A 17,533-nucleotide genomic window follows, 5' to 3' on the forward strand; every position below is an offset into this window, starting at 1 on the left:
CCGATTGATCCTTTTGCGCTTACCGTTGACTTCATTGCCGGGCGCCGATGGCGAGCCTTGCCGGCTTCACCCGGCCGCGACGGCCTTCAGCATGTCTTCGAGCGAGGCCGGGTCCGTGATCGCTCCGCCGACGAGATTCGCGTCGATGCGCTTCGTGAGGCCGGCGAGCACCTTGCCGGGACCGCATTCGATCACGTGCGTCGCGCCGCTCTTCGCGATCGACTGCACGCATTCGACCCAGCGCACGGCACCCGCGGCCTGGCGCACGAGTGCGTCCTTGATCGCGGCCGGCTCCATGGTCGTCGCCACGTCGACATTGTTGACGACGGGAATCTGCGGCACATTCACTTCGACGCTCCCCAGGTACTCGCGCAGGCGGTCCGAAGCCGGTTTCAGCAGCGACGAGTGAAACGGCGCCGAGACCGGCAGCGGCAGTGCGCGCTTGGCGCCCTTGCCCTTCGCGAGTTCGCAGGCCTTTTCGACGGCCGCCTTGTGACCGGCAATCACCACTTGCGACGGCGCATTGAAGTTCACCGCTTCCACGACGCCCGCGCCTTCGCTCGCGGCCTCGGCGCACACCGCGCGCACCGTGTCGTCGTCGAGACCGAGGATCGCGGCCATGCCGCCGACACCGACGGGAACCGCCGTTTGCATCGCCTGGGCGCGAAAGCGCACGAGCGGCAGCGCATCTCGAAAAGCGAGCGCGCCAGCCGCAACGAGCGCCGTGTACTCGCCGAGGCTATGCCCCGCGACGACGGACGGCGCGGGACCGCCCGCCGCGCGCCACGCGCGATAGAGCGCATACGCCGCGGTGAGCATGACGGGCTGCGTGTTCGTCGTGAGGTTCAACTCGTCGGCCGGACCTTCGGCGATCAGCTTGCCGAGATCTTGCCCGAGCGCATCGGACGCCTCCTGAAGCGTTTCGCGCACGGCCGCATTATCGGCGAACGCGCCCAGCATGCCGACCGATTGCGAGCCTTGCCCAGGAAATACGAACGCGAATTTCATCTCTTCCTCGATTACAGAAGTTCTTTTATGGAAGTCAGTGCGAGCATCGAGCGTCGCGGCTGCCCACTGCAGGGGAACCCACGCGCGGCGGAACGCTCACGCATGCCCGGAGAACACCGCCCCGATAGCCGACGCCAAGCGCCGATCATCAATAGCGAATGACGGACGCTCCCCACGTGAAGCCGCCGCCGACACCTTCGATCAGCACATGCTGGCCGCGCTTGATGCGCCCGTCGCGCACGGCGACATCGAGCGCGAGCGGAATCGACGCCGCCGACGTATTGCCGTGCTCGCCGACCGTGACGACCATGCGCTCCGCCGGCAGGCCCAGCTTGCGACAGGTGCTCGTCATGATACGGATATTGGCCTGGTGCGGTATTAGCCAATCGACCTGGCCGGGCGACAGATGCGCCTTGTCGAGCGCCTCGACGGCGACCTTCTCGAGAACGGTGACGGCGAGCTTGAAGACGGCCTGCCCATCCATATGAAGGAATGCGCTGCCGGCGACGACTCCGCCGTTCACATGCCCCGGCGTGCAAAGAATGTCCGCATGGCTGCCATCGGCGTGCAGCGCGCTCGCGAGCACGCCCGGCTCCTCGGAAGCCGAGAGGATGACGGCGCCGGCACCGTCGCCGAACAGCACGCACGTCGTGCGGTCATCGAAATCGAGAATGCGCGAGAACGTCTCGGCGCCGACCACGAGCGCCGTCCGATGCTGACCGCTGCGAATGAGCGCGTCGACGGTTGCGATTGCGTAAGCGAACCCCGAACAGACGGCCTGCACGTCGAACGCGGCTCCGTTGTTTTTGATGCCGAGCTTGTTCTGCAACAGACAGGCCGTGCTCGGAAAGACGAAATCGGGCGTCGACGTGGCGACGACGATGAGGTCGATCGACTGCGGATCGATGCCGGCGGCCTCGATGGCCCGCTGTGACGCGACGAGCGCGAGGTCGCTCGTGGTCTGGTCAGGATCGGCGAAGTGGCGGGCATGGATGCCCGTGCGCGCAACGATCCACTCGTCGCTCGTTTCCACACCGCGCTTGGCAAGACGATCCGCCAGCTCCTGATTGGTGACGCGGTTGGACGGCAGGTAGCTGCCCGTGCCAAGCACGCGGGAATAGATTTTGGATTGGGCCATTATGCTTTCGAAGATACCGCGGCGTAAGGCTCGGCCGGGCGGCCGGCGGGATTGGCGGAGCCGGCGCCGCCCGAGGCGCGCGCGGCCTGCTCGAGCGGATAGGCATTCTCCTCCATCGCCCGCGCGAGGCGCTCGAGGACGCCATTTTTGACTGCATCATACCCGCGTTTGATGGCCCACTCAAACGCGTACGCGTCCGCCGAGCCATGGCTTTTGATGACGAGTCCGCGCAGCCCGAGCAGCGCGGCGCCGTTGTATTGGCGATGATCGACGCGCTTCTTGAAGCGCATGAGGACCGGCAACGCGAGAAGCGCCATCAGCTTCGTGAGCAGCGAGCGCCCGAACTCTTCGCGGATGATCTCCGAGAGCATTTGCGCGAGACCCTCCGACGTCTTCAAGGCGACGTTGCCGACGAAACCGTCACAGACGATCACGTCCGTCGTGCCCTTGTAGATGTCGTTGCCTTCGACGTTGCCGCGAAAGTTCAGCGTGCTCGCGCGCAACAGCTCGCCCGCGCGCTTGATCGTTTCGTTGCCTTTGATGACTTCTTCGCCGATGTTGAGCAAACCGATCGTCGGCCGATCCTTGCCTTCGAGAGCGGACACGAGCGCGTGCCCCATCTCGGCGAATTGAACGAGATGCTGCGGCTCGCAATCGACGTTCGCGCCCAGGTCGAGCATCATCGTGTAGCCGCGCGAATTCGGCAGCGCCGAGGCGATCGCGGGGCGCTCGATGCCGGGAAGCGTCTTCAGCACGTAGCGTGAGACGGCCATCAGCGCACCCGTGTTGCCGGCGGATATGCAAGCCTGCGCCGACTCGTCCTTGACGAGGCCGAGCGCCACGCGCATCGACGAGTCCTTCTTCTTGCGCAGCGCGACTTCGACCGGGTCGTCCATGGCGACGACTTCCGAAGCCGGCACGACGCTGAGCGCCGGCAGATCGAGCGCCTTCGCTTTTTTCAGTTGAGCTCGAATCGGCGCTTCGAGACCGACGAGCACGAGATGCGCATCGGGATGCGAACGTACGAAGCTGACTGCCGCGGGAACCGTCACGGACGGGCCGTGGTCGCCTCCCATGCAGTCTATCGTGAGCTTAGTGGTCATGAACCGCGACGAATTTCAGGCACAAAAAAGCGGCAATCGAATGCCGCCTTTTCGTTGAGTACCCCGAGAGTACTTCCTCAGAAAGCCCCTCGAAAGGGTGCTCTCTTCGGCGAGCCCGGGAACCTCCAAGCAAGCTGCCACGCAAGCCGCTCGCCGCGCAGGCCACGGCCGGGCTCGGCAAGCATCGCAAGAACGCGGTCAGTTTCAGTCGTTCTTCGTCTTGACGACTTTCTTGCCGCGGTAATAGCCATTCGGGCTGATGTGATGACGCAGATGCACTTCGCCCGTGCTCGGCTCCACCGCGAGCGGCGCGCCCGTCAGGAAATCGTGCGAGCGGTGCATGCCGCGCTTCGACGGCGACTTCTTGTTTTGCTGGACTGCCATGATAACTCCTAAAAATTTCCGGGATTCTAACACAGCCCGATCGGCGAAACGCCATGGCCGAAAGGCCAGGCGAGGGGTGCCGCGTCGCGCTGCCATTTGCTCGTCGAGCGGCTTTTCAGTGCTTTTTGCCGCCGCCGTCTTTTCCGCCCGCGCCGCGCTTGAGCGCTTCCAGCGCCGCGAACGGATTTGGCTTGCCCGACTCGCCGGACTCGCCGTTTTCGTTTTCCCCGGCCGCCTCGCCGTCATCGCCTTCCGCGCGGCCGGCGGCGCCCGAACTCAGGCTCTCGTGCACCTGCGGACAGACATCGTGCTTCGGCACGAGCGGCAGGGAAAGCAGCAGTTCCTCTTCGATCAGATCGACGAGATCGAACTGGCGCGAGCCTACGATCACGTCGAGGTCATCGTCGTCGAGCGGGTATTCGTCAGCCTCCTCGTCCGTCTCCACGAGCCGGTAGGTGGCGTCGATATCGAACGACTGCTCGTAGGGCGTGAGGCACCGCTGGCACTCGAGCCATGCCAAGCCATGCACCGCAAGCCGCAAATAAGGTTGCTGCGCCTCGCTGCCGTCATCCTGCAACTCGGGCTGCGTCGAGCCCTCCGCCTGCCAGGTGAACGCGGTGTCGCGCTCTGGCGCCTCGGCCGGGACTTCGTTTAACATGCGCGGCAACTGCGAGACCCGCACCGAACCCGCCGCCTGGCGCGCACTGCGCGCGAATTCGAAGATGTCGAGCTCGTGCGGATCGATGGAACCGGCAGTTTTGCCCGGATGTCGACTCATGGGTGCCTCCACTCCACGGCAAACCGCGAGAAACACGAGAGCGTAGCTGCTTTACCGTTTTGAGTCAAGCACTTAAGGCGTGAACCGCGAGGTCGCCGATCAGCCGGTGCAAGCCGGCGATCATTGCCGCGTCCATTGAGGCAACACCGTCCCGATACCCACGAATCCCACGAATCCGATATCCCATGCCGATTTCAGCAGACGATCCGAGGCCGCACCTGATTCTCGCCTCGAGCTCGCCCTATCGCCGCGCGCTGCTCGAACGGCTGCGCATCGCGTTCGACGTCGCCGTGCCCTCGGTCGACGAGACGCCCCATCCGGGCGAAGCCCCGGCCGCCACGGCGCTGAGGCTCGCCGAGGCCAAGGCGCGCGCCGTCGCCGCGCGTGAATGCGCGCAGTCCGGTGCGTCCCGGCTTCCGGGCGCGCCAACGCTCGTGATCGGCTCCGATCAGGTCGCCACGCTCGACGGACGCCAGATCGGCAAGCCCGGCACGCACGACAAGGCGCTCGCGCAATTGCAGGCAATGCGCGGGCGCGTCGTCGAGTTCCATAGCGCGTTGTGCCTCTTCGACAGCGCATGCGACATCGCGCGAACGGAAGACGTCGTCACACGCGTGCGCTTTCGCGACCTCTGCGACGCGGAGCTCGACGCCTACTTGCGCGCGGAGACACCCTACGACGTCGCGGGCAGCGCGAAGGCCGAAGGGCTCGGCATCGCGCTCCTCGAAACGATCGACTCCGACGATCCCACGGCCCTCATCGGCCTGCCGCTGATTGCGCTCACGCGTATGCTCCGGGACGCGGGCTACCCACTTTTGCGGCCCACGAAATGAGCGGCACCCTCTACCTGATTCCAAACGCACTTGGCGACGGCGACGCCAATGCGCTCGCCACCGTGCTGCCCGCCAGCGTGCTCGCGCGCGCGGCGGCGCTGTCCTACTTCATCGGCGAAAACGCGAAATCGACGCGCGCATTCCTGAAAAGGGTCGGCCCGGCGCGGCCGATCCAGGAAATCGAGATTCGGGAATTGAACGTCAATACGCCGGCCGCCGAAATCGATGGGCTGCTCGCGCCGGTGCTGGCCGGTACCGATGCCGGGCTCGTCTCCGAAGCCGGGTGTCCGGCCGTGGCCGATCCGGGCGCACTGCTCGTTCGGCGCGCGCACGAGCGCGGCGTGAAGGTCGTGCCGCTCGTCGGTCCGAGCTCGATTCTGCTCGCCTTGATGGCGTCGGGACTCAACGGCCAGCGCTTTGCGTTTCACGGCTATTTGCCCGTCGATGCCGCCGAGCGTGGGAAGCGGCTCCGCGAGCTCGAACAGCACTCGCGCAAAGCCAAAGAGACGCAGGTCTTCATCGAGACGCCCTACCGCAATCGCACGCTGCTCGATGCGCTATTGACCGCGCTGTCGCCGTCGACGCTCGTCGCCGTCGCGGCCGACCTCACGCTCGAGACCGAAACCATCGTGAGCCGGCCCGTCTCGGGCTGGAAAAAGGACGCCGGCGCGCTCGATTTGCGCAAGCGGCCGGCAATTTTCCTGATGCTCGCGAGCTGAAAACGGAGACCGGCGAGTCCGGCGACGGACCGCCCGGCCGCCCGGCCGCCGCTCGACCTACGAGCGGCCGTTCGTTCGATCGGCCAGCCCGTCGATCAGTGCAGCTTGAGTCCGTCGAAAACGAGCGACTTGACGGCGGCGCTGCCCACGGCCGTGCCGAACTTGCGGGCGAGCCGGTCCGAGAGGCTTTCCTTGACGGTGTAGTCGACGATGCGCGGCGCCTTGATCACTTCGCGCGCGACGTAGCGCGTATCGCCGAAGCCGTCGGCAAGCCCTAGCTCGACGCTCTTTTCGCCCGTCCAGAAGAGCCCCGAGAAGATATCGGGCGTCTCGTGCAGCCGCTTGCCTCGCCCTTCGCGCACGGCCGAGATGAACTGCTGGTGGATGTCGTCGAGCAGTTGCTGCGCGTGCGCGTCCATCGCGGGCGTTTCGGGCGAGAACGGATCGTAGTAGCCCTTGTTCGCGCCCGACGTATGCAAACGGCGCTGAATCCCAAGCTTGTCCATGAGCCCCGTGAAGCCGAAGCCGTCCATCAGCACGCCGATCGACCCGACGATACTGGCTTTGTTGACGTAGATCTTGTCGGCGGCGACGGCGATGTAGTAACCGCCGGACGCGCACATATCGCCGACCACGACATAAAGCGGCTTCGACGGATATCGGGCTCGGAGCCTGCGGATCTCCGCGTTGATCATGCTGGCCTGCACCGGGCTGCCGCCGGGGCTGTCGATCTTGAGGACGATGCCGGCCGTGTCGCTATCCTCGAACGCGCGACGCAACGCGGTGTCGATATCGTCGGCATTCGCGTTGGTGTCAGGTGCGATTTCGCCGTCGAGCGTCACGAGCGCGGTGTGCCGCCCCGCCGCCGTCACCTTGTCGCTCGAGGCGTGGAAAACGCGGAAGACGATCACCAGCAAGACGATGAGGAACGCGAAACGAAAGAAGATGCGCCAGCGGCGCGCGGCGCGCTGCTCCTTGATGGCTGCAAGCGCGATGCGCTCGAGGGCCGCCCGCTCCCAGTTCGCTTCGCCGCCGGGGGAAGCGGAAGGCGGTGGCGCTGGGCGCGAACCGGCGTCGTCGCGGGGGCCGGGAGTCGGATAGTCGGACATTGAGTCGATGGAATCGCGTATGAAAGGAAATTGAATGAAGCGCGACCGGAGCGCCCGGCCGCCGGCGAACATCGTCCGCCGGGGCATCGATGGATGCCCCGGCTCACGGTCGCTAGGCCGGCCCCAGCGCCTCGTCCGGCAACCAGAAGACGGCGCGGCCCTCGGGCGTCTCTCGCTCCTCGACGGCGACGCGGCGCAGCCTTGCACCGCGGCACGGCCCGCCGACGCACCGTCCCGTCTCGGGCTCGTAAATCGCACCGTGCGTCGCGCACATCAAGTATAAGCCCGACGATTCGAAGAACTGTCCTTCGAGCCAATCGAGCTCCATCGGCACATGCGCGCAGCGATTCAGATAGCCGTACACGCCGCCGCCGTAGCGGACGAAAAAGACGACTGCATCCTCGCCGCAGTGCTTGGCCGAGAGGCGAACGCCCGCTCCCCCATCCTGGAGCTCGTCGGACGCGCAAACGCGCACGGCCGCCGCCTCCCCATGACCGTCGCCCGCGCTCACGCGTGCTCCCTCAACCAGGCGGCCAGCGCCGGCACGCTCTCGGCGACGAACTTCGGCTCGAGCGCGCTGAGCGCGTCGGCCCGGTGTGCGCCATAGCTCACGGCAACGCCGGCCGTTCCCGCGTTCAGCGCCATCTGCAGATCGTGCGTCGTGTCGCCGATCATGACAGTGCGCTCGAGGTCCTGCCCCAGTTCGCGCGAGAGCTCGTGCAGCATGGCCGGATGCGGCTTGGAAAACGTTTCGTCGGCACAGCGCGTACCGTCGAAGAGGCAAGTGAGACGCGCCTCGTCGAGCGCGCGGTTGAGGCCGACCCGGCTCTTGCCCGTCGCGACGGCGAGCAGGTAACCCATGTCGCGCAGTTCTTCGAGCAGTTCCCGCGCCCCCTCGAAAAGCTCGGTGCGCGTGCCTTTGATCAGATAGTGATAGCGGTAGCGCTCGGCAAGCCGCGGGTATTCGGCCGGATCGAGCGACGGCGCCGCGATCGAGAGGGCGTCGCGCAAGCCGAGCCCGATCACGTAGCTCGCGGCTTCGTCCGCCGGCACGGGCAGCCCGAGATCGCGGCAGGCGGCCTGGATGCTGCGCGTGATATGCGCCGTCGAATCCATCAGGGTGCCGTCCCAGTCGAAAACGACCAGGTCAAATTGCTGTCGGGCCATCGTGTTGCGCCTCGTCGCGCACTGCGTTCAATTGATCGATAAAACGCCGACAATCGTCGGGCAACGACGCCTCGAAAGTCAACGGCTCACCCGTCACCGGGTGCGTCAGGCGCAGCCGGTGAGCGTGAAGGAACATCCGCTTGAGCCCGGGACGCGCGTCGGCGCGCGCCAGCGCCTTGTTGAGCGCGAAGTCGCCGTATTTCGCGTCGCCGACGATCGGCAGCCCCAGGTGCGCGAGATGGACGCGGATCTGGTGGGTGCGGCCCGTCTTCAACTCGGCCTCGACGAGCGCGTAGTCGGGCCAGCGCTCGACGAGGTTGAACACCGTGTGCGACGGCAGGCCCTCCGGGTCCACGCGCACGCGCCGCTCGCCGTCGGCGGTCAGATACTTGTGAAGCGGCTCCTTCACGGCCCGGCGCCGTCCCCAGTCGCCCCGCCAGTTCCCATGCACGCAGGCATAGTAACGTTTGTCGATGCGGTTCTCGCGAATCTGCTCATGCAGTCCGACGAGCGCCGCGCGCTTTTTCGCGAGCATCAGCACGCCCGAGGTTTCGCGATCGAGCCGGTGCACCAGTTCCAGGAACTTGCCGAGCGGCCGCGCCTCGCGCATTTGCTCGATCACGCCGAACGCGATCCCGCTGCCTCCGTGCACGGCGACGCCGGCCGGCTTGTCGATGATGAGCAGGTATTCGTCCTCGAACAGTACCTCGAACCGCGCGGGCGGCGCCGCGAGCGCCACCTCGACGCCGCGCTCGGCGACGCGCACGGGCGGCACACGGACGATATCTCCCGAAACGAGCCGGTATTTCGCATCGACGCGCCCTTTGTTGACCCTCACCTCACCGCTGCGCAGGATCCGATAGATGTGGCTTTTCGGCACCCCCTTGCAGACGCGCAACAAAAAATTGTCGATCCGCTGCCCGGCGATACCCTCGTCTACCTGTATCATCGAGACTTGGTCGCCTGCGACCAATTTCTGGGAAATTTTGCCTAACTCATTCATTCTGAATATAATTTACGCCAGCAACTTACCGCTGCCGGCGCGTTTGCCGGCGGGTTTGACGGCGGGTTTGCCAGGATAACTGGCGGGTTGTGTGGGGGCACCAAAGCAGGAAGCCGCTATTTTAGCGTCGTTGGCAGTACCCAAGGGCTGGTTGCTTGCCCTGTAACCGAGAAGCAACGAGTTGCACGCACGGCATTCGCCGCGGCAAGGATGGCGCCCACAGGCGCGTTCGGTCGCGCCGGGGCCGACGGTAACGGAATTTTGGTAAAAAAGAATTCATCAGGAGAGCCGCAAGCGTCGGGGCATAGATGGCCGGCGCCCGGGCTCCCCGATTGCGAACACCACGGCGAGCGCCCACGAGCGTCCCGCGTTTAGCGGCGTTTTCGGCGACGTCAAAACTGGCGAGGCACCCGCGCGGCTGTCGAGCGTCCCGGGCTTCAAGCCGCGTCCCCGCGACGCGGAATTAGCCTGGCGCTTCGAGACCCGCACCGTACGATGTGCGCCGCGGCATCGCCGCGCGGCAGCGCAAAGCACGTCCCGTGCGGCGCCGTTATTTGAAGCCGTATTCGCATGCGCCCCGGCGGCTCGCGGCCCTATTTCGATTCGCGGCGAGCCCCTTCAAGGCAATTCTCCCCGCCATTTTTCCCGCTCCAGCGTGCTTGTGACAACAAAACAAAGGCGCGGCGCGCCATTGCGAGCACTTCTCCGGCTCAGTCCCCACTGACCGGTGAGCTCGCCGGCGCAGCCGCTCTGGAGCCGTTCAATGAAACGCATGCTGTTCAATGCGACGCAGCAGGAAGAACTGCGCGTCGCCATCGTCGATGGGCAAAAGCTCATCGACATCGACATCGAAACCGCCGGGCGCGAGCAGCGCAAAGGCAACATCTATAAAGGCGTCGTCACCCGCATCGAGCCGTCGCTCGAAGCCTGCTTCGTCAACTACGGCGAAGATCGCCACGGCTTCCTGCCGTTCAAGGAAGTCGCGCGTCAGTATTTCCGCGATGGCGTCGAAACGCGCTCCGCCCGCATTCAGGACGCGCTGCGCGAGGGCCAGGAGCTCATCGTCCAGGTCGAGAAGGAAGAGCGTGGCAACAAGGGCGCCGCGCTGACGACCTTCATCTCGCTCGCGGGGCGCTATCTCGTGCTGATGCCGAACAACCCGCGCGCGGGCGGCGTCTCGCGCCGCATCGAGGGCGAGGATCGGCAGGAACTGCGCGAAACGATGGCGCAGCTGCAATTGCCGGACGGCATGAGCATGATCGCGCGCACGGCCGGCATCGGCCGCAGCGCTGAAGAGCTGCAATGGGACTTGAACTACCTCATGCAGCTATGGCGCGCGATCGAGGCCGCGTCGCAAAGCGGCCAGCCCGGCCAGCCGATGCTGATCTATCTCGAATCGAGCCTCGTCATCCGCGCAATTCGCGACTATTTCCAGCCCGATATCGGCGAGATCCTGATCGATACGACCGAGATCCACGATCAGGCGCGAGCCTTCATGGATATCGTGATGCCCGACAACGTGGGCAAGGTGAAGCGCTATCACGACGACGTGCCGCTCTTCTCGCGCTTCCAAATCGAGCACCAGATCGAGACGGCTTATTCGCGCACGGTGCCGCTGCCTTCCGGGGGCGCGATCGTCATCGACCACACCGAGGCGCTCGTCGCCATCGACGTGAACTCGGCGCGCGCCACGAAGGGTGCCGACATCGAGGAAACGGCGACGCGCACGAACCTCGAAGCGGCGGACGAAGTGGCCCGGCAGCTGCGCCTGCGCGATCTCGGCGGCCTCATCGTCATCGACTTCATCGACATGGAGTCGACGAAGAGCCAGCGCGAAGTCGAGCAGCGCCTGAAAGATGCGTTGAAGCACGATCGGGCGCGCGTGCAGATGGGCAAGATCTCGCGCTTCGGCCTGATGGAGCTGTCGCGCCAGCGGCTGCGCCCGGCCCTCTCCGAAGGCAGCCACGTCACCTGCCCGCGCTGCAACGGCACGGGACATATCCGCGATACCGAATCGTCGGCGCTGCAGGTGCTGCGGATCATCCAGGAAGAGGCGATGAAGGAGAACACCGCGGCGATCCACTGCCAGGTGCCCGTCGAAGTCACCGCGTTCCTGCTCAACGAAAAGCGCCAGGAAATCAACAAGATCGAATCGCGCTTCAAGGTCAACGTCATCCTCATTCCGAACAAGCACCTCGACACGCCGCACTACAAGCTCGAGCGCCTGCGTCACGACGACGCGCGTCTCGACGATCCGCGCGCGTCGTGGCGCATGGCCGAGGAAGCGGCCCGCGAGCTCGAGTCGGAGACCGGCTACAGCAAACGGTCAGAAGACGTGAAGCCGAAGCAGGAAGCGGCGGTCAAGGGCATTACGCCCGAGAAGCCCGCCCCGAGCGCGCCGGTTCGCCCGCAGGAAGCCCCCGTGGCGGCCTCTGCTCAGGAGGCGGCCACGGCCCGCGCAGGCGGCGGTTTCTTCGGATGGATCAAGAGCCTCTTCGGTGCGCAACCTGCCGCTCCGGCGCCGGCGCCCGAACCAGTCCAGCCCGCCCGCCCCGCTCGCGAAGCCCGCGAGCCGCGTGAGGGCGCGACGGCGCGCGGTACCGAGCGCGCGGGCGATCGCAATCGCGGCAAGCGCGGCGGCGCGGGTCGCGAAGCCGCGGCGCGCGCCGACGGCGTCGCGGGACTGCGCCAGGCACAACAACCGTCTCAGCGGCGCGAGCCGCGGGAAGCGCGTGAAGGTCGCGAGGGCCGCGAGGCGCGTGAAGGTCGCGAAGCACGCGAGGGCCGTGACGGCCGCGAACGCGCACTCGAGCGTTCCGAACGCACCGAACGCAGTGAGCGCGCGGAACGCACTGAAACCACCGAAGTCGCCGCGCCGCGCGGCGAGCGTCAGGATCGGGGCGAGCGACCGGAGCGCGGCGAGCGCCGCGAACGGCCCGAGCGTCCGGAACGGGGCGAACGCCGCAAGCCGCTGACGGAAATCGCGGACGTGACGACGCGTCCGGAAACGGCGGCTTCCGAGGACGCCGTCGCGGCAAGCGTCGAGCAAGGCGTTCCAGCACCCGAACACGAAACGGGCGCACGTGACGGCGAGGAGCGTCGTCGCCGCCGCCGCGGTCGTCGCGGCGGCCGTCGCGAACGCGAAGATGAAACGGTGAACGTCACGCACGCGGCCGACGTCGCCGAAGCTGAAGGGACGGTTGGCGCCGTGCCGCCGACAGTCGGCGCCGCCGAGCAGGCCGCGGCCGCCCACGCCGCGGTCGATGCCGGCAAGCAAGCCGCAACTGCCGAGCTTGTGTCGCATGCCCCTGGCCAAGCCGCTCCGCAACGCGCGGAAGATCACGCCAGCGCCGAGGATACGGCCGTGACACCCGTGCCGACCGAAACGCCGGTGGCGGTGCCGCTGCCCGAAAACGCGGCCGCCGCGCCGACTTGGCAGCCGTCGCCGACTCCGGCGGAGCAGGCAGCCGCGACCGAACCGGCCGTCACGTCAGCCCCGGCCGCGCCGGCGGAAGCCGCGCCGCAATCGTCGGCCGAACAGACGGCAAGCGCTCCGTCCGAGTTCGCTCAGGCACCGCGGGTGACGGAGCCGGCGCCGATCGCGCCCGTCGAGCCGGTATCGATGAGCGCTGCGCAAGCGCAAGTGGCGGAAGCCGCCGCCCCGGCGGTGGCAAAAGCCGAGGGCGCGGCCGACCTACAGACGGCCGAAGCCGGGACGATGCAGCCGCAAGCTGAGACGCAGCCTGTCGCGGAATCGGCGCCGGCTCGCCATCTGTCGAATGGTCTGCCGAATGGCGTCGCGAAGGGCCTCTCGGTCGCGGAGCTCCAGCCGATGCTCGAGTCGGCGGGACTCGTATGGGTCAATACCGATGCCGAGAAGCTGCGCGCTTCGCAGGAAGCCGCCGCACGGATCCCTGCGCCGGCGCGCGTGGCGCGCGAACGCAAGCCGCTGCCGCCGGCCGATACGGCGCCCATGCAGCAGATCGAAACGCGCAAGGCAGAGTAACCCACGCTCGTTGTGGTTCTGCGATGACGAAAAGCCTGCCCTTCGGCAGGCTTTTTTTCGGCGCGAACGCCTTTCCCAGCCCGCTCCGGCCTATTGGGCTAGAATGATCGTCTAGTCCTTTTTGCCATCGATCATGTCCCGCCGCATCATTCCGGTCGCCGACATCAGCGCAGCTCCCGATTTCGCCGGCGTCCCGATCGAGCCGCGCGGAATCGTGACCGATACTTTCGCGAGGCCGATGCGCGATCTGCGCGTCTCGATCACAGATCGCTGCAACTTTCGCTGCATCTACTGCATGCCGCGCGCCGTCTTCGACAAGGACTACCCCTTCCTGCCGCACGATGCGCTGCTCACGTTCGAAGAAATCGAGCGGCTCGCCCGCACGTTCGTTGCGCACGGGGTCGAGAAAATCCGGCTGACGGGCGGCGAGCCGCTGCTTCGCAAGAACATCGAGTGGCTGATCGAGCGCCTCGCCCGTCTTTCGACGCCCGATGGCCGGCCGCTCGACGTCACGCTGACGACGAACGGCTCACTGCTCGCCCGTAAAGCGCGCGCTCTCAAGGATGCGGGCTTGACGCGCGTCACCGTCAGTCTCGACGCGCTCGACGACGCCCTCTTCAAGCGGATGAACGACGCCGATTTCGCGGCGGCGAATGTGCTCGAGGGCATCGCGGCCGCCCAAGCGGTGGGGCTCGAGCCGCTCAAGGTCAATATGGTCGTGAAGCGCGGCACGAACGACGGCGAGATCGTGCCGATGGCGCGCCATTTCAAGGGTTCGGGCGTCGTGCTGCGCTTCATCGAATACATGGATGTCGGCACGTCGAACGGGTGGAACATGGCCGAGGTGCTGCCCTCGGCCGATGTCGTCGCGCGCATCGCCGAAGTCTTTCCCCTCGTGCCGCTCGAGCGGCATACGCCGGCCGAGACGGCGCAGCGCTGGGCCTATGCCGATGGCGGCGGCGAAATCGGCGTCATCTCGAGCGTCACGCGCGCGTTTTGCGGTACCTGCACGCGCGCTCGGCTCTCCACCGAAGGCAAGCTGTACCTTTGCCTGTTCGCGTCGACGGGCCACGACCTGCGCGCACTGTTGCGCAACGGCGCATCCGATGCCGACATCGCCACGGTGATTGCGCGCATCTGGCAAGGACGCGAAGATCGTTACTCGCTGCTGCGCGGAAGCCAAACCGCGAGCGCGTCCGTTGCGGCCGCCCCGCGCGTCGAGATGTCGTACATTGGCGGATAGCACGCGTCGTCGTCATGGAACGGTCCGCTCTGCATCCGCGTATCACCGGGCTCATCCTCGCAGGCGGTCGCGGCGCACGCATGGGCGGCCTCGACAAAGGGCTGCAGCCGCTGAACGGTGAACCGCTGGCGCTGCATGCGGCAAGGCGGCTCGCGCCGCAGGTCGATGCGCTACTCGTCAGCGCCAACCGTCATCTCGACGCGTATGCGGCGCTCGGCGAGCCCTTCGATGCGAAGATCGTAGCCGATGCAACGACCGACTTCCCCGGCCCGCTCGCGGGCATGCTTGCGGGATTGCGGGCGGCGCGCACGGAGCTCGTGCTCTGCGTGCCCTGCGACACGCCGAATCTGCCGCTCGATCTCGCGGCGCAATTGACTCACGCGCTCGATGCGGCGCGCGCCGACGTCGCGACCGTCGTCACGCGCGATTCGAGCGGACGGGCCACGATGCATCCGGTCTTTGCGCTACTGCGCACGACGCTTGCCGACGACCTCGCGGCCACGCTCGCTCGCGGCGAGCGCAAGGTCCGCGCGTGGTACGCGCGCCACATGAACGTCGAAGTCGTCTTTCCGGACGAGCACGCGTTTTACAATGCCAACTCTTTGCAGGAGCTCGCCGAGCTCGAGCGTGCGTTGCCCGCCGTCGGCGAATCGAGACACGAGTCCTGAGCGAGAGCGTTGCCCGAGACGCGGCGCCCCTCGGGAACAGAGTCGCGGCCCTGCCCGACCTCCTCCGGCGCCACCGGGTTATCTGGCGCGCGGTTTCACCAGCGATGACAACGTCCGACAACATTTCCAGTTGCATTTCCGAGCACGACGCGCAGGCCTTGCCAGTCGGCGCGGCTCAGGCTGTCGTCCGACGCTGGGCCGAGCCCGTGGCGACGGCCGAACGTGTCGCGCTGCGCGCCGCTCTCGGCCGTGTACTGGCCGAAGACGTCGTATCGCCGATCGATGTGCCCGCGCACGACAATGCCGCGATGGACGGTTACGCGTTCGATGGAGCCATCGTCGAGAAAGCGGCGGCGGGCGCGCCCGGCGCGAGCGGGGCGAAGCCGGATGAGGGCGCTCAAGCCGCAGACGGCGCGGCACCGGCCGCGGCGCAGCAGCTCACACTCGAGGTGGCCGGCCAGGCCCTTGCCGGCCATCCGTTCGCGGGTGCACTCGCGTCGCGCCAATGCGTCCGGATCATGACGGGCGCGCCGATGCCGTCGGGCTGCGACACCGTCGTCCCTCAGGAGTGGGTCGCGGTGAGTGGCAAGCAGGTCGCGTTCGATCCACGTCGCATTGCACGGGGCGCCAATCGCCGGCGCGCCGGCGAAGACCTGGCGCGCGGACAACCGGCGCTGCGCGCGGGGCGCATCATCCGCTCATCCGACGTAGGCTTGCTCGCATCACTCGGCATCGCTGAAGTGTCGGTGCACCGGCGGCTTCGCGTTGCGTTCTTTTCGACGGGCGACGAGTTGCGCTCGATCGGCGAGCCGCTCGCGGCGGGCACGGTGTACGACAGCAACCGCTATACGATTGCGGCGATGCTTGCACGACTGGGCGTCGATGCGCTCGACCTCGGTATCGTCCGCGACGAGCCGGCTGCGCTCGAAGCCGCGTTCCGCTGCGCTGCCCAAAGCGCCGACGTGGTGTTGAGCTCGGGCGGCGTATCCGTCGGAGAGGCCGATTTCACGCGCCGCATTTTCGAAAAACTTGGCGATGTTGCGTTCTGGCACCTCGCCATGAGACCGGGCCGCCCGCTGGCGTTCGGACGTCTCTGGCCTAACGGAGCGAGCGGTCGGCAAAGCGGGGAGCGGCCCGCCCTCTTTTTCGGGCTGCCCGGCAACCCCGTGGCCGTGATGGCGACGTTCTATCAGATCGTCCGCGAGGCTTTGCTTTGCATGTCAGGGGCCGAGGCTGCCGCCCCGCTAACGATGGCGGCCGCAGCCACGGTCACGATGAAAAAGCGCGCGGGCCGGACCGAATACTTGCGCGGCATCGCTTCGCGCGGGGCAGACGGAGCCTGGCGCGTGACGCCGACGCGCACGCAAAGCTCGGGCGCCCTGAGCTCGATGAGCGAAGCCAATTGCTTCATCGTGCTCGCTCACGAACGCGGCGACGTGATCGCCGGTGAACTCGTCGACATCATGCCCTTCGAAGGACTCATCTGATCCATGACCAACGAATCGAGCCAGTTCGTTTCTTACCGGGGCTTCTCGCCAATGAAAAAACAAATCTCGTCGATCGCAGCGGGTCAGACCGCGAAAGCGTTGATCCTCGTCTACCTGACGTTCAGCGTACCTATCGTGCTGCTGGGGATGCTGGTAGCGTACATCAGGTATGGATCGGTCGAGTTGAGCACGATCTTCAGCGCTCTGCTGCTCAATGCCATCCTCGGCTTCGTTCTGCTTTGGATCGCATGTCACGCCTATAACTGGGTCGCCTCGCGCTTCGGCGGCATTGAGATCGTTCTTTCGGATTCGCCGGAGGAAGCGTAATGCTCAACAATGACGACGCCCCCGACGCTCGGTATCGCCCGCCTCCCGCTACCTCAGAGGGACTACGGGAGGCCTGCATCAGACCGGCCGAGCCGCGTGACGTCGGCCCCATGCTCGCACTGATGCGCGAGTTGGCCGAGTTCGAGAAGCTGACGCATCTGTTCGTCGCGACGGAGCAGAGCCTTTCGGAGGCGCTCTTCGGTGGGCGGCCCGCGGCCGAGGCGCTCGTCGCCGAGCTCGACGGGCGCCTCGTCGGCTATGCGCTCTTCTTCCACAACTTCTCGACCTTCCTGAGCCGTCGCGGGCTCTATCTCGAAGACCTTTACGTTCAGCCCGCACTGCGCGGCAGCGGCCTCGGAACGGCGCTCCTGCGGCGCGTCGCGGCGCTCGCCGTCGAGCGTCGCTGTGGCCGCTTCGAATGGTCGGTCCTCGACTGGAACCAACGCGCCATCGATTTCTACACGAAGATGGGGGCAACCGTCCTGCCGGACTGGCGAATCGTCCGCGTCACCGGCGACTCGCTCGCTGGGCTCGCGCAAGGCGCATGACGTCCGCTGCGC

The 17,533-nt window shown here is 66.5% G+C and carries 17 protein-coding genes; 8 read left to right on the forward strand and 9 right to left on the reverse strand.

Features of this window, described 5'->3' with window-relative positions:
* Positions 1–66: 66 nt before the first annotated feature.
* From fabD to AB4Y31_RS19080, 5 genes are all read right to left on the reverse strand, one after another.
* Positions 67–1,008, reverse strand: coding sequence for an ACP S-malonyltransferase (gene fabD, locus AB4Y31_RS19060; protein WP_018441576.1), 942 nt, complete (start codon positions 1,006–1,008; stop codon positions 67–69).
* 148 nt (positions 1,009–1,156) lie between these two features.
* Positions 1,157–2,146, reverse strand: coding sequence for a beta-ketoacyl-ACP synthase III (locus tag AB4Y31_RS19065; RefSeq protein WP_368675242.1), 990 nt, complete (start codon positions 2,144–2,146; stop codon positions 1,157–1,159).
* Complete coding sequence (plsX, locus tag AB4Y31_RS19070) at positions 2,146–3,249, reverse strand: phosphate acyltransferase PlsX (RefSeq protein WP_368675243.1); 1,104 nt, start codon at positions 3,247–3,249, stop codon at positions 2,146–2,148. Before plsX ends, AB4Y31_RS19065 begins: the two co-directional genes overlap by 1 nt.
* A 204-nt stretch (positions 3,250–3,453) precedes the next feature.
* The gene (gene rpmF, locus AB4Y31_RS19075; RefSeq protein WP_018441573.1) at positions 3,454–3,633 is read right to left on the reverse strand and encodes a 50S ribosomal protein L32; all 180 of its coding nucleotides are present in this window, start codon (positions 3,631–3,633) and stop codon (positions 3,454–3,456) included.
* Positions 3,634–3,748: 115 nt separating this feature from the next.
* On the reverse strand, positions 3,749–4,411 hold the full coding sequence (locus tag AB4Y31_RS19080; protein WP_368675244.1) for a YceD family protein: 663 nt from the start codon (positions 4,409–4,411) through the stop codon (positions 3,749–3,751).
* A 185-nt stretch (positions 4,412–4,596) separates the two neighbouring features.
* Between AB4Y31_RS19080 and AB4Y31_RS19085 the strand changes: the two genes are divergently transcribed.
* Positions 4,597–5,244 (forward strand): Maf-like protein, encoded by a 648-nt coding sequence (locus tag AB4Y31_RS19085; protein ID WP_368675245.1) that lies wholly within the window; start codon positions 4,597–4,599, stop codon positions 5,242–5,244.
* Positions 5,241–5,963 (forward strand): SAM-dependent methyltransferase, encoded by a 723-nt coding sequence (locus tag AB4Y31_RS19090; protein WP_368675246.1) that lies wholly within the window; start codon positions 5,241–5,243, stop codon positions 5,961–5,963. The genes AB4Y31_RS19085 and AB4Y31_RS19090 overlap by 4 nt, the downstream gene beginning before the upstream one ends.
* Before the next feature lie 95 nt (positions 5,964–6,058).
* Here the strand turns inward: AB4Y31_RS19090 and AB4Y31_RS19095 are convergent, their stop codons facing one another.
* From AB4Y31_RS19095 to AB4Y31_RS19110, 4 genes are all read right to left on the reverse strand, one after another.
* Positions 6,059–7,072, reverse strand: a complete 1,014-nt coding sequence (locus tag AB4Y31_RS19095) for a S49 family peptidase (protein WP_368675247.1) — start codon at positions 7,070–7,072, stop codon at positions 6,059–6,061.
* Between the two features lie 112 nt (positions 7,073–7,184).
* Positions 7,185–7,583 carry a Rieske (2Fe-2S) protein gene (locus AB4Y31_RS19100; protein WP_368675248.1) on the reverse strand — a complete coding sequence of 133 codons (399 nt, stop codon included), beginning with the start codon at positions 7,581–7,583 and terminating at the stop codon, positions 7,185–7,187.
* Complete coding sequence (locus AB4Y31_RS19105; protein ID WP_368675249.1) at positions 7,580–8,239, reverse strand: HAD-IA family hydrolase; 660 nt, start codon at positions 8,237–8,239, stop codon at positions 7,580–7,582. Before AB4Y31_RS19105 ends, AB4Y31_RS19100 begins: the two co-directional genes overlap by 4 nt.
* Positions 8,220–9,242 carry an RluA family pseudouridine synthase gene (locus AB4Y31_RS19110; RefSeq protein ID WP_018441566.1) on the reverse strand — a complete coding sequence of 341 codons (1,023 nt, stop codon included), beginning with the start codon at positions 9,240–9,242 and terminating at the stop codon, positions 8,220–8,222. The genes AB4Y31_RS19105 and AB4Y31_RS19110 overlap by 20 nt, the downstream gene beginning before the upstream one ends.
* Before the next feature lie 763 nt (positions 9,243–10,005).
* Here AB4Y31_RS19110 and AB4Y31_RS19115 point away from each other — a divergent pair.
* The 6 genes from AB4Y31_RS19115 to AB4Y31_RS19140 all read left to right on the forward strand — a co-directional run bounded on the left by AB4Y31_RS19115 (position 10,006) and on the right by AB4Y31_RS19140 (position 17,521).
* Positions 10,006–13,248, forward strand: a complete 3,243-nt coding sequence (locus AB4Y31_RS19115) for an Rne/Rng family ribonuclease (protein WP_368675250.1) — start codon at positions 10,006–10,008, stop codon at positions 13,246–13,248.
* A 133-nt stretch (positions 13,249–13,381) separates the two neighbouring features.
* Positions 13,382–14,491 carry a GTP 3',8-cyclase MoaA gene (gene moaA, locus AB4Y31_RS19120; RefSeq protein WP_368675251.1) on the forward strand — a complete coding sequence of 370 codons (1,110 nt, stop codon included), beginning with the start codon at positions 13,382–13,384 and terminating at the stop codon, positions 14,489–14,491.
* A gap of 14 nt (positions 14,492–14,505) precedes the next feature.
* Positions 14,506–15,159, forward strand: coding sequence for a molybdenum cofactor guanylyltransferase MobA (mobA, locus tag AB4Y31_RS19125; protein WP_368675252.1), 654 nt, complete (start codon positions 14,506–14,508; stop codon positions 15,157–15,159).
* 104 nt (positions 15,160–15,263) lie between these two features.
* Complete coding sequence (gene glp, locus AB4Y31_RS19130) at positions 15,264–16,646, forward strand: gephyrin-like molybdotransferase Glp (protein ID WP_368675253.1); 1,383 nt, start codon at positions 15,264–15,266, stop codon at positions 16,644–16,646.
* Positions 16,647–16,697: 51 nt separating this feature from the next.
* Positions 16,698–16,973 (forward strand): hypothetical protein, encoded by a 276-nt coding sequence (locus tag AB4Y31_RS19135; protein ID WP_026229824.1) that lies wholly within the window; start codon positions 16,698–16,700, stop codon positions 16,971–16,973.
* A gap of 110 nt (positions 16,974–17,083) precedes the next feature.
* Positions 17,084–17,521 (forward strand): N-acetyltransferase family protein, encoded by a 438-nt coding sequence (locus AB4Y31_RS19140; protein WP_368675342.1) that lies wholly within the window; start codon positions 17,084–17,086, stop codon positions 17,519–17,521.
* Positions 17,522–17,533 lie beyond the last annotated feature (12 nt).

Source organism: Trinickia sp. EG282A (genome assembly GCF_040965455.1).
GTDB lineage: Bacteria > Pseudomonadota > Gammaproteobacteria > Burkholderiales > Burkholderiaceae > Trinickia > Trinickia symbiotica.